Annotated in this window: 12 protein-coding genes and 4 tRNA genes; 4 read left to right on the top strand and 12 right to left on the bottom strand. The window is 41.7% G+C overall.

Annotated features, from left to right (window positions below; translation table 11 throughout):
• Nucleotides 1-482 precede the first annotated feature (482 nt).
• The 3 genes from FTU39_RS11935 to FTU39_RS11945 are packed head-to-tail and all read left to right on the top strand — an operon-like array spanning nt 483 to nt 2,687.
• On the top strand, nt 483-986 hold the full coding sequence (locus tag FTU39_RS11935) for a YfiR family protein (RefSeq protein ID WP_180052224.1): 504 nt from the start codon (nt 483-485) through the stop codon (nt 984-986).
• Nucleotides 983-2,218: a diguanylate cyclase domain-containing protein gene (locus tag FTU39_RS11940; RefSeq protein ID WP_180052225.1), complete on the top strand. Its 1,236-nt coding sequence runs from the start codon at nt 983-985 to the stop codon at nt 2,216-2,218. Before FTU39_RS11935 ends, FTU39_RS11940 begins: the two co-directional genes overlap by 4 nt.
• Nucleotides 2,211-2,687, top strand: coding sequence for an OmpA family protein (locus tag FTU39_RS11945; RefSeq protein ID WP_180052226.1), 477 nt, complete (start codon nt 2,211-2,213; stop codon nt 2,685-2,687). Before FTU39_RS11940 ends, FTU39_RS11945 begins: the two co-directional genes overlap by 8 nt.
• 190 nt (nt 2,688-2,877) lie before the next feature.
• On the opposite strand, the gene FTU39_RS11950 is transcribed toward FTU39_RS11945, so the two are convergent.
• The 8 genes from FTU39_RS11950 to secA all read right to left on the bottom strand — a co-directional run bounded on the left by FTU39_RS11950 (nt 2,878) and on the right by secA (nt 9,307).
• Nucleotides 2,878-2,954 (bottom strand) — tRNA-Pro (locus FTU39_RS11950).
• Nucleotides 2,955-2,972: 18 nt separating this feature from the next.
• Nucleotides 2,973-3,048, bottom strand: a tRNA-His gene (locus FTU39_RS11955).
• Between the two features lie 38 nt (nt 3,049-3,086).
• A tRNA-Arg gene (locus FTU39_RS11960) sits at nt 3,087-3,163 on the bottom strand.
• 46 nt (nt 3,164-3,209) lie between these two features.
• Nucleotides 3,210-3,286 (bottom strand) — tRNA-Pro (locus FTU39_RS11965).
• A 153-nt stretch (nt 3,287-3,439) separates the two neighbouring features.
• Nucleotides 3,440-4,507, bottom strand: coding sequence for a quinolinate synthase NadA (gene nadA / locus FTU39_RS11970; RefSeq protein ID WP_026438463.1), 1,068 nt, complete (start codon nt 4,505-4,507; stop codon nt 3,440-3,442).
• A 150-nt stretch (nt 4,508-4,657) separates the two neighbouring features.
• Nucleotides 4,658-5,878 carry a bifunctional glutamate N-acetyltransferase/amino-acid acetyltransferase ArgJ gene (argJ, locus tag FTU39_RS11975; protein ID WP_096902401.1) on the bottom strand — a complete coding sequence of 407 codons (1,221 nt, stop codon included), beginning with the start codon at nt 5,876-5,878 and terminating at the stop codon, nt 4,658-4,660.
• Nucleotides 5,879-6,073: 195 nt separating this feature from the next.
• Nucleotides 6,074-6,430 carry a hypothetical protein gene (locus tag FTU39_RS11980; RefSeq protein WP_167845789.1) on the bottom strand — a complete coding sequence of 119 codons (357 nt, stop codon included), beginning with the start codon at nt 6,428-6,430 and terminating at the stop codon, nt 6,074-6,076.
• 162 nt (nt 6,431-6,592) lie between these two features.
• Nucleotides 6,593-9,307: a preprotein translocase subunit SecA gene (gene secA, locus FTU39_RS11985; RefSeq protein ID WP_178867962.1), complete on the bottom strand. Its 2,715-nt coding sequence runs from the start codon at nt 9,305-9,307 to the stop codon at nt 6,593-6,595.
• A 338-nt stretch (nt 9,308-9,645) separates the two neighbouring features.
• On the opposite strand from secA, the gene FTU39_RS11990 reads away from it, so the two are divergent.
• On the top strand, nt 9,646-10,287 hold the full coding sequence (locus FTU39_RS11990) for a peroxiredoxin (protein WP_180052227.1): 642 nt from the start codon (nt 9,646-9,648) through the stop codon (nt 10,285-10,287).
• Nucleotides 10,288-10,430: 143 nt separating this feature from the next.
• Here the strand turns inward: FTU39_RS11990 and FTU39_RS11995 are convergent, their stop codons facing one another.
• From FTU39_RS11995 to trpA, 4 genes are read right to left on the bottom strand one after another with little or no spacing between them, the layout of a single operon-like run.
• The gene (locus FTU39_RS11995; protein WP_373683427.1) at nt 10,431-11,477 is read right to left on the bottom strand and encodes an SPOR domain-containing protein; all 1,047 of its coding nucleotides are present in this window, start codon (nt 11,475-11,477) and stop codon (nt 10,431-10,433) included.
• Nucleotides 11,468-12,751 (bottom strand): bifunctional tetrahydrofolate synthase/dihydrofolate synthase, encoded by a 1,284-nt coding sequence (folC, locus tag FTU39_RS12000; RefSeq protein ID WP_180052228.1) that lies wholly within the window; start codon nt 12,749-12,751, stop codon nt 11,468-11,470. Before folC ends, FTU39_RS11995 begins: the two co-directional genes overlap by 10 nt.
• Nucleotides 12,748-13,644: an acetyl-CoA carboxylase, carboxyltransferase subunit beta gene (gene accD / locus FTU39_RS12005; protein WP_180052229.1), complete on the bottom strand. Its 897-nt coding sequence runs from the start codon at nt 13,642-13,644 to the stop codon at nt 12,748-12,750. The genes folC and accD overlap by 4 nt, the downstream gene beginning before the upstream one ends.
• Nucleotides 13,641-14,444: a tryptophan synthase subunit alpha gene (gene trpA / locus FTU39_RS12010; RefSeq protein WP_179991588.1), complete on the bottom strand. Its 804-nt coding sequence runs from the start codon at nt 14,442-14,444 to the stop codon at nt 13,641-13,643. The genes accD and trpA overlap by 4 nt, the downstream gene beginning before the upstream one ends.
• Nucleotides 14,445-14,845: the final 401 nt, after the last annotated feature.

A 14,845-nucleotide genomic window follows, 5' to 3' on the forward strand; every position in this document is an offset into this window, starting at 1 on the left:
ATTTTCTGACTTAAATTTCGCTCAAATAAACTTCGAGTAATTTAAACCAATCAATCAATGAAATATTTTCGATCAATCAATCAGTAAAAATCCACACAAGTTGTTCTTCATAATCTCTTAATGATCTTCTCGATGCTTCGTCAGCATCAAGCTAGGTCGGCCATATTACGCTTTATTTCTAAAGTGTCAACTGGTAATTTAAATTATTTTAAACTTTCTTTCTAAAACTCAACTTAACCATTTTCAATCAAGTCATTGTTTTATCAGAAGTTTTAATCTTCATCACCGCCTATGGATGTGCATTATAGGGCAAATATTTCGCCTTGCAACCCCTCTTTTTAAGTTTTATAAGTTTTTTAGTCCGAACGGTTATTTATTCGGCAAAATCATTTAGATCTGTATTATTCTTGCTCAAAATTAGCAGTATGCTTATTTTCCAATATTAGCTACACTACTTTTATGTTCATTCGTGTTGTATTGAAATGACTCAAAATTTAAAAATAATAACCTTGCTGTCATTTGTAGCAATGCAAACACCTTTTTTGTATGCTGCACCTGCATCAAATCTTTATAACACTACATTCTCCATTTTAGCGTATGCAAAATGGCAAGCTAGCACGCCCAAACTTTGTGTCGTAAATCAAGATAATATTGCACAACAATTCAAAAAACATGCCCCATTACATAATAAATATGACATTCAACCCATTCAAAGCCATGAAATATCTAAAAGTAATTGTCAAATATTAATTTTTTCTACGCTTTCTGCTGCACAAGAACAACATACCTTAAATACTCAAGTTCGATTTCCAGCCCTATCTATTAGTTTAAACAATCTGGAATGTGAAACTGGCAGCGCTTTTTGTCTTTATAAAAAAAATGATAACTATGCTTTTAAAGTCAACATGGAAAGCTTGACTCAATCTCAAGTGCATATTGATCCGCGTGTATTACTGCTTGCAAAAACATCGGAGTCAAACTCATGAAGCAGTTATACACTCCAATTACCTTGCATCAATTATTCACACGCGCACAACTCACTATCTTTGCTCTGACTTTTACAATTTGTTCAATGATTTTTCTGGTCATTTCAACCTACACCATGAACACCTTCGCAAAAAATAGTTTGCAAAGTTTATCTGCAGCATTAAATGAACGTATTCAACCGGCTGTTGTATTCAATGACCAAATAACACTGAACGAAATTCTGTCTGAACATACGCAGCGTTATTCTATTCGTTCAATTGAAGTACGCTCACCTAAACAGACACGTATTGCCTTTATTGAACAGCAAGGTCTAGAGCATTTTTCAATTCAGGCTTTATTGGACTATCTGTTTTTTAATCATCCTGTTCGGCTGAGTATTGACCATGATCAGCAAAACTATGGTGAGTTGGTGGTGTATGGAAACTCTAGTGACTTGGTCAGTTTTTTTTATAAAATCGTTTTAGGATTAATTTTCGGTTTTATTTTGCTTTTAATTGCTGTGTTTTGGTCAATTAATTCAATTTATCAATATCTCATGCAATCTTTAAGTTCTATTGTCAGCTCGGCACAGGAGATCAGTGCACAAAAAAATTATAAGCTGCGCGTTTCAAGTTCAGATATTCAAGAACTTCATGAACTGAGTTATGCCTTTAATGGCTTACTCAATGAGATTGAACAATCCCATAAGAATTTATTGGTTGAAAATCATAAACTGCAATTTCAGTCGCAATACGACAATTTAACGCAGTTGCCAAATCGTAATTATTTTTATGAAACACTGTTTAAGCTATTTACCCAGCCTTCTGCTACGGCTGCAGTATTTTTTTTGGACATTAATAACTTTAACCAAATCAATAACCAATTTGGGCATTTGACGGGCGATAATATTTTACGTGATTCATCACATTGTCTAATTCAGATTTTGCCCTCACATACGTTTGTTGCGCGTTTAGGTGGCGATGAGTTTGCAGTAATCTTAACTGGCTCACACTCCACTGCAGAATTAGAGGATTATTGTCAAAAGATTCATGCTTGCTATACCTCTACATTTAAGTATGAACAGCAACAAGTTTCCTTAAATGTCAGTATTGGCGTAGCATTGATTGAATATGCAAAAACTCCTGAAAATTTAATTGCCGATGTCGATCGCGCAATGCTCAAAGCCAAACGTGATCAATCAAAATGGTATATTTCACCTCAATCAAACAATAAACAGGTTCCTTATGCTTAAAAAAGTTCTGATCGGCACACTTATTTTTGTTATAGTTTCACTCAGTGCTTGCATGAGTTTAGGGAATCTCAGCTATAAGCAGGCACGCATGCTAAAACAAGAAGGTTTTATTTTAAGTGATGATGGCTGGACCTTAGCCCTGCCTGAACGCTTGTTATTTGGTTTTGATGAATACGCCATTCAAAATAGCCAAAAAGAACGCCTCAACCAATTGGCACAACAGCTGCATAAATATGACTTGGATAAACTCAAGTTTATTGGTCACACAGACAACGTAGGTTTAGCCAGCTACAATCAAACCCTATCGGAAAAACGCGCCCAAAATGTGGCTCAGATCTTTTTAGATCAGGGTTTTGAAAGAAAAAATATTCAGGTGATTGGACGTGGTGCAACACAACCAATGGTAAGCAATGACACACCAGCAAATCGTGCCACCAACCGACGCGTCAATGTGACGATTGTGCCTTAATAAAAAAGACACTAAAACTTTTCTTATATTGAGCCTCATTCTTGAGGCTTTTTTATGCTGACCAATAACTAATACGAAATCAATTTTAAACCAACAAGGCTTTCATAAATTTCAGGCATAAAAAAACCGCTTAACGCGGTATCTTTATTGACTTAACCATTTCTACTTAGTATCTGTTCTATTTAGAAAATGGTCGGAGCAGTAGGATTCGAACCTACGACCCCCTGGTCCCAAACCAGGTGCACTACCAGGCTGTGCTATGCTCCGTTTATCTCTCAAAGAGATTGGGGTGAATGACGGGATTCGAACCCGCGACAACTGGAATCACAATCCAGGGCTCTACCAACTGAGCTACATCCACCATTATGTTTGGTTCTTTTATACCAAGCTACCAAAAAATGGCGCGCCTGACAGGATTCGAACCTGTGACCATCCGCTTAGAAGGCGGATGCTCTATCCAACTGAGCTACAGGCGCATGACCGATGATACATAATATCATGCGATACGTTGCCTTGAAGAATTGGTCGGAGCAGTAGGATTCGAACCTACGACCCCCTGGTCCCAAACCAGGTGCACTACCAGGCTGTGCTATGCTCCGATTCATCTCAGCTTTTTGTGTATCGCACATCGTGCGGTACGGTGTGCATTCTAGGCGCGACGCCCGAAGACGTCAACACCTATATTTAAAAAAAATTAAAAAAAAGCTTCAACCGTATATTTATCAAGCATTTTTGATATTTTTCAATCAATTTTAGCGTTTTAAGCTCGCACTGAAATTCAACATACGATCTAGTGGTAATTTAGCACGTTCTGCCATGGCAGGTTCAACGAATACTTCTTGATCACCTGTTTGCAATACATGCAAAATTCCATCCAATTCATTCATCGCCATCCACGGGCAGTGTGCGCATGAACGACAGGTTGCACCCTCACCTGCAGTTGGTGCTTCAATTAGAATTTTATTTGGTACAGCTTGCTGCATCTTGTAGAAAATACCGCGGTCTGTTGCCACAATTAAACGCTCGTGTGGCAAAGTTTTTGCCGCTTGAATAAGTTGCGAGGTACTGCCCACCGCATCAGCTACATCAACAACTGATTCTGGTGATTCTGGATGCACCAAAACTGCTGCATCCGGATACATGGCTTTCATATTGGCTATACCGCGTGAACGGAATTCTTCATGCACAATACACGAACCATCCCAAAGCAGCATATCTGCGCCAGTTTTCTTTTGAATATAGCGTCCTAAGTGCTGATCTGGCGCCCAAATGATTTTTTCACCTAAGCTATCGAGATGTTCAATAATTTCAACCGCACAGCTTGAGGTAACGACCCAATCTGCACGCGCTTTTACCGCAGCGGACGTGTTGGCATAAACCACGACTGTATGATCAGGATGCGCATCACAGAAGCGGCTAAACTCATCGACAGGACAACCTAAGTCTAGCGAACAAGTCGCTTCTAAAGTTGGCATAAGAATGGTTTTTTCTGGCGATAAAATTTTGGCAGTTTCGCCCATAAATTTTACACCAGCTACGACCAACGTGGTTGCCGCATGATCACGACCAAAACGTGCCATTTCCAGTGAATCCGAAACACAGCCACCTGTTAATTCAGCCAGTTCCTGTACTTCAGGATCGCAGTAATAATGGGCAACCAAGACAGCATTGTGCTTTTCGAGTTCTGCTTTAATTTGCGCAAATTTTTCCTGCTTGGCTTGCTCACTCAAATGATGTTCTTTGGTTTCACCCAAGCGATCTAAATGCGCCTGCACAATTGATTTGGCTTCATTGGCAATTAAATTGGTCGCATCATTCATAACAACGTCTTCTCTATCTTCATGCTTGCCCGAACACAAGCTTACTCAAGTCACTGATGATATGGGGGCAATTTACTCATTCACCAGCCCTTTGCCGATTGAATGCTAAAAAAGCCTCACAACGGAGGCTTTATCACTCAATTTGAATTTTTACGAACGGTAATCCGCGTTGATCTTGACATAATCGTAAGACAAGTCACAAGTATAGACTGTATCTGTCGCTTGACCACGTCCTAAATTTACACGAATGGTCATTTCGGTTTGTGCCATGACTCGCGCGCCCGCTGCTTCGGTATAGTCGGCAGCAGCACCGCCATCTTTGCAAATTTGCACATCATCCAACCAAACCTGAATTTTTTCAACGTCTAAATTTGGCACGCCTGCATAACCAATTGCAGCAAGAATACGCCCCCAGTTTGGATCTGAGGCAAAAATGGCCGTTTTTACCAATGGTGAATGTGCAATGCTGTACGCAATATCACAACATTCTTGGGTATTGTCACCATCTTCAACACGTACCGTAATGAATTTTGTTGCACCTTCACCATCACGGATAATCAGTTGTGCCAAACGCAACATCACACGATTCAAAACATCTAATACCACAGCATAACGCGGGTCATTTTCACTGCAAATTTCAGTGCCACCCGCCTGACCTGTCGCCACCAAGATACATGAATCATTGGTCGAGGTATCGCCATCTACAGTAATACGGTTAAACGATTGTTCTACGCTGTGTTTGAGTAATTGCTGCAAGATGTCACGTTGAATTGGTGCATCGGTTGCAACATAGCTAAGCATGGTCGCCATATTTGGGCGAATCATACCTGCACCTTTAGAAATGCCTGTCATGCTATAAGTAATACCATCTAACTCAAACTGCTCAGATGCACCTTTTGGCGTGGTATCTGTGGTCATAATACCTGTCGCAGCATCATGCCAAGCATCCTCACGTAACGATGCCAGCGCAGGCGCTAAACCAGCAACCAAGCGCTCAATCGGCAATTGCTCACCAATCACACCTGTAGAAAATGGCAAAACTTCTTGGGTAGATACACCTGCCAATTCAGCCAATTTGGCACAGGTGATTTCTGCATTTTGCATACCCAATTTGCCTGTACCCGCATTGGCATTACCTGTATTAATGACCAAATAACGCGGATTGCCTTGAGCTAAATGTGCTTTGGACACATGCACAGGCGCAGCGCAAAATGCGTTTTGAGTAAATACGCCCACTACATTTGAGCCTGCTGCAAATTCAAAAATAACCAGGTCACGTCGGTTCTGATAACGCACATAAGCCTCTGCTGAACCAATTTTTACACCTTTGACCACATGCATGTGTGGCATAGAGACGTCACCAACTGCCATTTTGAAATTTCCAGTACAAATTTGAGAATGTCACAGCTTAGTGGAAATTGAAGAAAAAATCGAGCATCCTCCCTGCTTGATTCAACTTTTGTTAATACACAAGGTCATATATAAAAAACCAGCCCGTATGGACTGGTTTTAATCTTCAATGTAATGCATCAGCAACTAAAATTATACTGATTGAGCCTATTGGGATTATGGCGTAGTCGCAACCACGGTTTCACCCAATAAAGCCTGTTTTGCACGTTCTTGACTTGCTGCAGATAAAGCAGGATTTGCAGCCACAATACGATTTACATTGGCAGCATTCGCAGGTGCAATCGCTGCAGTATGCAACACGATTGGACGCTGATCTGGATTGGCAAAGGTATAACGAATACCTGTGCGTGGGCTTGCCACAGTCACGTGACCATTATCCACTTGTACCTGTGCAGTGGTCGCACCCACAGCAGCTTGAACTTTTGCAGGAGTTGTCGTTGTTGCCGCATTTGCAAATGTGAAAGTAGGCAAGCTCAAGGCAACAATCATTAAAGGTTGTAATACTTTTTTCATTTTTTGTTCCACACATGGATATTGCATGTGCAACTAAATAGCATTTAATTCCAAAATCTGCAAATGCTATACACATCTTGCAAAACTATTACCACAAAGATTTTGCGCCCAAAATACAAAAAAGCAGAGCCAAAGTTCTGCTTAAGTTGTAACAAGTCAGGTTTAGATTTTACCGTGACACTGTTTATATTTCAGTCCTGAACCACATGGGCATGGCGAGTTACGGCTTGCAGGTGGAACAACCGTTTGCTCAGCAGCACTGTACTGTGGTTCTGATTCAAAGGTTTCGCCCGTTAAACCATCTACATCAGCATGTGAAAGATTAAGCTGCATCGCTTCTGCTTGCGCTTGCTGCTGTGCTTCCATCGCTGCCAATTCTTCAGGTGTTGGGACATGCACACGCGAAAGATCGGTAACAACATCGGCTTTAATCACGCCCAACATATTCACAAACAGGTTAAAGGCTTCTTTTTTGTACTCTTGCTCAGGATTCTTTTGTGCATAACCACGTAAATGAATACCTTGACGCAAATAGTCCATCGCCGCCAAGTGATCTTTCCAGTGACGATCAAGTGAACTGAGCATAAAGTGGCGTTCTAGCATCGCAGCAGATTCATCACCCATTTGCTCACGACGTGCACGGTAACGTGTCACAATTTCATCGGCAATACGTTCAACCAAAGCTTCTTCATCTAGGCGACGATCATCTTCGAGCCATTGGTTAATTGGTAATTCGACGCCCAAATCATCACGCAAGGCACGCTCTAAACCATCAATATCCCATTGGTCATGAATTGATTCTGGTGGAATATAATTGGCGATCATACCTGTGACCACTTCACGGTGCATTTCTTCAATATAGTCTTGCAGCGTGCTTTCTGCCAGAATATCATCACGCTGTGAATAAATGATCTTACGTTGTTCGTTGTTTACGTCATCGTATTTCAACAAGTTTTTACGGATGTCGAAGTTACGTGCCTCAACTTTACGCTGTGCATTTTCGATAGAGCGTGACACCATTTTGTGTTCAATCGCTTCATCTTCCTGCAAGCCCATAGCACGCATCATTGCTACAACACGATCACCTGCGAAAATACGCATTAAGTCATCTTCAAGTGACAAATAGAAACGTGACACGCCTGGGTCACCCTGACGACCTGCACGACCACGCAACTGGTTGTCAATACGGCGCGATTCGTGACGTTCTGAACCAATAATGTGTAAGCCACCTGAACTTAACACCATGTCGTGATTTTGTTCCCACTCTGCCTTTAAACGCGCTTCATCTTCAGGGGTTGGGTTTTCAATTTTGGCTAGCAGGGCTTTCCAGTTACCACCTAGCAAAATATCTGTACCACGGCCTGCCATGTTCGTGGCAATAGTCACCGCACGTGGTGAGCCTGCTTGCGCAATGATGTCAGCTTCGCGTTCGTGTTGCTTCGCATTCAATACTTCGTGCTGAATACCTGCTTCACGCAGTTTATCCGATAAAATTTCTGAAGCTTCAATGGTCGCTGTACCAATCAGAATTGGTGCGACACCCGCTTCATGCACGCGTTGAATTTCTTGAATAATCGCGTTGTATTTACCAGTACGGTTTAAATAAATTAAATCGTTTTGGTCATTACGAATCATTGGTCGGTGCGTTGGAATGATGACCACATCAAGACCATAAATTTCTTTCATTTCTGCAGCTTCAGTGTCTGCAGTACCCGTCATTCCCGAAAGCTTTTTGTATAAACGGAAATAGTTCTGGAAGGTTGTGGTCGCTAAAGTCTGGTTTTCAGGCTGAATTTCTAGACCTTCTTTCGCTTCTACCGCTTGGTGCAAACCTTCTGACCAGCGACGGCCAGGCATGGTACGACCTGTGTTTTCATCGACAATAATCACTTCACCATCATGGATGATGTAATGCACGTTGCGTTGATACAAGAAGTGCGCACGAATAGCTGCAGATACGTGATGCACCAAATTCAGGTTAGATGCAGAATACAGACTTTCGCCTTCTGCCAATAAACCCATTTGAATTAATTCATTTTCTACCGTTTCATAACCAATTTCGGTCATTTCTACAGTACGTTGTTTTTCATCAATCCAGAAATGTCCACCATCGGCTACTTTTTCTTCTTTTTGTGCATGCAATTTTGGCGGAATGGTGTTGATTGCTGCATATAACTGCGATGAGTCATCACTTTGACCAGAAATGATTAATGGGGTACGTGCTTCATCAATTAAGATCGAGTCCACTTCATCAATAATGGCATAAGTCAGACCACGCTGTTTTTTCTCACTCAGCGAGAACACCATGTTGTCACGCAAGTAGTCGAAACCAAATTCGTTATTGGTACCGTAGGTAATGTCTGCGCGATAAGCCTGTGCTTTTTCAGTCGGGTCTTGCATGGAATAGATAATGCCAATGCTTAAACCTAAAAACTCAAATAAAGGGCGGTTGAGTTCGGCATCACGCTGTGCCAAGTAGTCGTTCACAGTAATGACGTGCACGCCCTGACCGCTTAAAGCATTTAAATAACAGGCCAAAGTTCCCATTAGGGTTTTACCTTCACCTGTACGCATTTCTGCAATTTTACCTTCATGCAAGGTAATACCACCAATCAACTGCACGTCATAGTGACGCATGCTCATGACACGTTTGGCGGCTTCACGACATACTGCAAATGCTTCTGGTAATAATTTATCTAAACTTTCGCCTTTGTTATAACGTTGTTTGAATTCTTCGGTTTTTGCAGATAAGTCTGCATCGCTTAAGGCAGATATCGTCGGCTCGAGCGCATTAATCTTGTCTACGATTTTACGCATGCGTTTGAGTTCGCGCTCATTTTTAGTACCGAAGATTCCTCCGATCAGACTTGCCAACATGAATAAACTCTCTAAATCTTGCTTGTCAAATAAATAGGTTTTTCTTAGTGGTTATTATGGTGCTAGAAATTTGAAGTACAAGGGTTTTGCACAAAAACCTATTAAAAATTCCAATCTCTACTTGCCATTTCTCGCTGCTAAGTGGCAGTTAATGTAACAAATTTCGAGCGGACGATATATAGCAATCACACATGAATCTATTTTGAAAATGCAATAAAAACGACACAGCATATTCAATTTACTCATAAGCACATACAAAAACACTATTTAATTCTGCAAAAGGAATGGCGCATAGTAGTACGCACACATCACACAACAAAACAAGACAGAGGTACACAATGACTATTCGCTTAGGTGACACTGCACCCAACTTCACGCAAGATTCAAATGAAGGCCCAATTGATTTTTATGAATTTTTAGGTGACAGCTGGGGCATTCTATTTTCGCATCCTGCCGACTACACACCTGTCTGCACCACCGAGCTAGGCTATACCGCAAAACTGAAAGATGAATTCAGCAAGCGCAATGTCAAAGCGATTGCACTTTCTGTAGATGATGCTGAATCTCACAAAGGCTGGATTCAAGATATTAACGAAACCCAAAACACGACGGTTAATTTCCCAATTCTTGCTGACCAAGATCGTAAAGTATCTACGCTGTACGATTTTATTCACCCGAATGCCAGCGAAACACTGACTGTTCGCTCATTAATCATTATTGATCCAAATAAAAAAGTACGTTTGATCATTACTTATCCTGCTTCTACAGGACGTAATTTCCACGAAATTTTACGTGTCATTGATTCACTACAACTGACTGACAATTACAAGGTTGCAACACCTGCCAACTGGCAAGATGGTGAAGATGTGGTCATTGTGCCTGCCATTCAGGATGAAGCGGAACTTAAAGAACGCTTCCCAAGTGGATATAAAGCCATCAAGCCTTATTTACGTTTGACCAAACAACCGAACCGCACTTAATTAAGTGTTACATGAGCAAGCCTATCTTCGGATAGGCTTTTTACAATCAAAGCATTTGAAACACGCCTAAACTCAATCAGCATTAAAAAAGGATTTAACCCAAAAGATTAAATCCTTTTTAATAAACATTTTGATCGAATGATCTAGTCGCGTTTATCTAACGGTACCCAGTCAATCACCCATGCAGATTTCATATTCAAACTTGGGTCTGCGGTAATTTTCTTGCGGGTTGCATCTGCAGCATCACGGTCTTTAGATGGCCCAACCATAATCCGAACCCCTTTAGACGTTGGACTTTGGGTGACTTTATAACCTTTGGCTTTCAGTTTTGCCGCCAAAGCATCGGCATTGGCTTGGTTAGCAGCCAAAGCCACTTGTACCATCCACTGCTTATCACCTTCTTCCAATAACTTACGTGCTTTTTCAGCTTCAGTCTTTTTCTTGGCTGCTTCTTCAGCTTTGCGTTTTTCCTCAGCTTTACGCTTATCTTCGGCAGCCTTACGTTCTGCTTCTTTTTTCGCTTCAGCGGCTTTGCGCTCTTGTTCAGCTTTACGTTTTGCATCGGCTTGGCGTTGTTCTTCCGCTAAACGTTTTTCTTCTGCAATGCGTTTTTCTTCCGCTAAACGCTTTTCATCTGCTGCTTTTTTCTCTGCAGCACTACGCTCTTGCGCAGCTTTTAACTCAGCAGCTTTCTTGGCATCCGTTGCCTTTTGCTGCTCTAACTTCTTTTGCTGGGCGGCTTTTTCTTCAGCCAAACGCTTTTGCTTGGCTTGTTCATCTTCGACCAATTCAGGCGGAATATTGTCAGAACTTTGCTGCTGACCAGAACGCAATGCATTTAAAGCAGCATATTCTTCTGCAGCTTTACGCGCTGCTTCAGCTTCTGCCTGTTGCTGCATTGCTAAAAACTCAGCTGCACGCGCTTCTTGCTCTGCCACTGCTTTTTCACGCGCACGGCGTTGTTCTTCAAGCAGACGCTGTTCGGTTTGCACATCGACAGTTAAAGGCTGCAATTGCACCATTTCTGCCTGATTGGCATTTTTATGTTGAACTTGTTCGGCTTGGCTTGGGGTTTTCACATTATTTTGATGTATTTCTTCTTGCCCTTTTAAAAGCAATGCTGCCAATAAAACACCACCACCTAATAAAACAACGCCACCCATCCAGCGCTGTTTGTTATTCATTGACATTCTTCCAAATACTCCCATACCGCTTCTAAGGTATGAAATGATCCACATACCAAAATCAGCTGATTATTTTTTGTTTCATCCAGTGCTGATTTAAAAGCCAATTGTATACTGTCGAAGTGTTGTATTGTTTCGCCTTGCAAAGCCTGATCCAAAACCGTGATCTCTGCCGCACGAGGCACATTTAATGTGGCAATTTTCCACATTACGACACTATCTTTCAACAACTCAACCACAGAATTTATATCTTTATCTGCAAGCATTGAAAAAACACTGACCACTTCAGTGTACTGTTTATTGTAATTTAAGAAATTGCGCAATTGCTTTAACAAAAATTCAACGCCATGCGGGTTATGTCCTGCATCAAAAATCACAGTTTTGCCCTGAATTTGACAAACTTCAAAACGTCCTGCCAATTTAGCCGTTTGAATACCTTGTGCAATTGCATCTTGGGTGATTTCTAAACCACTGTGCAAGACTGCTGCCACAGCCGTTGAAATATTATCGAGGGCTAAACTGCCTGTTGGAAGTTTTAAGGTACAACCCGATGCAGCAAACATCCATGACTGATCATCTTGCATATCCCGATAAAAATAATCACGATTCAAGACAAACAAAGGTGCATTGCAGGTTGCTGCTTTGTCGTGAATAGCTTGAGGCAAATCTTGCTGACCTGCAAAAATGACAGGAATGTTAGGACGAATAATGCCTGCTTTTTCATAGGCAATTTTTTCGATGCTATCGCCTAACCAATCGACATGGTCTAAACCGATATTGGTAATAACCGCCACATCTGGATTGACGACATTGACCACATCTAAGCGTCCACCTAAACCGACTTCAAGCACCCATACATCGCAATCACATGCTTTAAAAATCACAAAGGCTGCCAAAGTCGTGGCCTCAAAAAAAGATAAACTCAGATCGCAATCACGTCGTGCTTGATCGACTTGCACAAAAGCATCAATCAAACTTTGGTCATCGATTTCGACGCCTGCTAATTTGACTCGTTCATTAAAACGGTAAATATGCGGCGATTGGTACAACCCAACCCGATAGCCCTGCGCATTTAAAATAGCCGCTAAAGTGGTTGTGGTTGAGCCTTTGCCATTGGTTCCCGCAACCGTAATGACTTTGCCTTTAGGATGGGTCACCCCCAGTTTTTCTGCAACGGGAATAACCCGCTCCAAACCTAAATCAATACCCGTAACGTGAACATGGCTCCAATAATTGAGCCATGTGTTTAAATCATCGGTTGCAAGAGGTGCTGTTTTCAAGGCAAGTTCATCAGTTTCGCAAGAATACGATAAACTGTATCACGTAATGCATGACGATGGACAATTTGATCGACCACACCATGATCAAGTAAGTATTCTGCACGTTGGAACGGTTCTTCCAGTTTTTCACGTACAGTTTGCTCAATCACACGTTTACCTGCGAAACCAATCATCGCTTTAGGTTCAGCAATGTGTACATCGCCCAACATTGCCAATGATGCTGTTACACCGCCATATACAGGATGTGTCAACACCACGATGTATGGCAAGCCTGCTTCTTTCATACGCTGAATCGCTGCAGAGGTACGTGCCATTTGCATTAAAGACAACATGCCTTCTTGCATACGTGCACCGCCAGATGCAGCAAAGCAAATTAGAGGTTGTTTCTGTTTAATAGCACGTTCAGCCGCTTGAACAAAACGGTCACCAACAACAGTACCCATTGAGCCGCCCATAAAGTCAAACTCAAATGCACAAGCAATGACTGGCATATCTTTTAATAAGCCCTGCATAACCACTAACGCTTCGGTTTCACCCGTTTTCTTTTGCGCTTCAGTCATACGCTCAGGATAAGCTTTGCTGTCTACAAATTTGAGTGGGTCTTTGGCAGAGAATTCTTGACCTAATTCGTTTTGTACTTGGTCAAAGAACCAAGTTAAACGCTCACGCGCTTTCATGCGTAAATGTTCATCACATTGTGGGCATACATAAGCGTTGAATGACATTGCCGTACGTGTCACCAAGGCATGACATTCTGGACATTCAATCGTTGGTTCAGTAAAGATCGCTTTTAACGCTTGTTGCTCATCTGGTGTTTCAATACCAGGTACACCACGTGCAGTCCACGGCGTCGATGGGCTTAGAATTTTCCCTGTTTTCACTTCTTGACTCATACTAACTCATCGAGCGCAGCTCGAAGCTCCTTCACTTTATTAACCGTTGCAATGACGGCTTGTTCTGGTGCTAAGCTCGCAAATTGTTTTACAAAAGCACTTCCGACAATGACTGCGTCGGCAGCCGCGCCCATTGATTTGGCAGATGCAGCATCACTGATGCCAAAACCCACACCCACAGGCACGTTGGTTACAGCTTTAATCTGTTGGATGCGGGTTGCTGCTTCTGCAACATCAAGTGTTGCTGCACCCGTCACGCCTTTCAAAGAAACATAATAAATAAAGCCACTGGCTTGGTTTGCAACAAATTGAATACGCTCTGGTGTAGAAGTTGGCGCTAACAAGAAAATTTGATTCATCCCATATTTATTCAGGACTTCATCAAATTCTTGGGCTTCTTCAGGTGGTAAATCGACCAGAAGTACACCATCGACACCACAGTCATGTGCATATTCAACAAACTTTTCATAACCAATGACTTCTACAGGGTTTAAATATCCCATCAATACCACAGGAGTTTCCTGATCTTTTTGACGGAACTCTTTTACCATGTTTAAAGCATCTAGCGTATTGGTTCCACCTGCCAACGCTCGCTCTGCAGCGAGGGCAATTACTGGACCATCAGCCATTGGGTCTGAAAACGGCAAACCTAATTCAACGACATCTACCCCTGCCTCGACCATTTGATGTAACAACGGAACTGTGACTTCTGGATGAGGGTCACCTGCCATAACATAAGAAACCAAGGCCTTACGCTGTTGAGATTCAAGCTGTGCAAATCGTGTGGCTAAACGTGACATAGGGTTGTATTTTCCTTGAATGATTAAAACTGAGACATTTGCTATTGTAGAAATACAAATTGACCCATTGTAACGCTATTTTTTACTCAATGAATAGCGCACAGGCATGAGTTGCTGCATTTCTGTTTGCAAAACGATTTATTCAGAACAACCGCGAGGCTACATTTACTGATATTTGCGCTTTTTTCTCAATGATCAAAGATGCCTAATTTTGCCTGCTTATCGGTTTTTGAAACTTGCTCAATCGTGCTTTTAAATTTAAAAATATTGATAAAAATAAACAACTTCAGGTTTTATCTTAGGCTTTATCAACCTTGCAAAAGCTGATTCGGTCATGGCTACACACAGCTTATTTTCAATCTCTTAGCGCGAAATCACCTGTTGATAATGAGCCAATCCAT

The sequence above is a fragment of the Acinetobacter sp. YH12099 genome (assembly GCF_013419195.1).
Lineage (GTDB): Bacteria > Pseudomonadota > Gammaproteobacteria > Pseudomonadales > Moraxellaceae > Acinetobacter > Acinetobacter towneri.

Bases quoted from the DNA above. Each gene is read 5' to 3' on its own strand.
- FTU39_RS11935 (WP_180052224.1), top strand. From the start codon at position 483: ATGACTCAAAATTTAAAAATAATAACCTTGCTGTCATTTGTAGCAATG.
- FTU39_RS11940 (WP_180052225.1), top strand. From the start codon at position 983: ATGAAGCAGTTATACACTCCAATTACCTTGCATCAATTATTCACACGC.
- FTU39_RS11945 (WP_180052226.1), top strand. From the start codon at position 2,211: ATGCTTAAAAAAGTTCTGATCGGCACACTTATTTTTGTTATAGTTTCA.
- nadA (WP_026438463.1), bottom strand. From the start codon at position 4,507: ATGAATGATGCGACCAATTTAATTGCCAATGAAGCCAAATCAATTGTG.
- argJ (WP_096902401.1), bottom strand. From the start codon at position 5,878: ATGGCAGTTGGTGACGTCTCTATGCCACACATGCATGTGGTCAAAGGT.
- FTU39_RS11980 (WP_167845789.1), bottom strand. From the start codon at position 6,430: ATGAAAAAAGTATTACAACCTTTAATGATTGTTGCCTTGAGCTTGCCT.
- secA (WP_178867962.1), bottom strand. From the start codon at position 9,307: ATGTTGGCAAGTCTGATCGGAGGAATCTTCGGTACTAAAAATGAGCGC.
- FTU39_RS11990 (WP_180052227.1), top strand. From the start codon at position 9,646: ATGACTATTCGCTTAGGTGACACTGCACCCAACTTCACGCAAGATTCA.
- FTU39_RS11995 (WP_373683427.1), bottom strand. From the start codon at position 11,477: ATGTCAATGAATAACAAACAGCGCTGGATGGGTGGCGTTGTTTTATTA.
- accD (WP_180052229.1), bottom strand. From the start codon at position 13,644: ATGAGTCAAGAAGTGAAAACAGGGAAAATTCTAAGCCCATCGACGCCG.
- trpA (WP_179991588.1), bottom strand. From the start codon at position 14,444: ATGTCACGTTTAGCCACACGATTTGCACAGCTTGAATCTCAACAGCGT.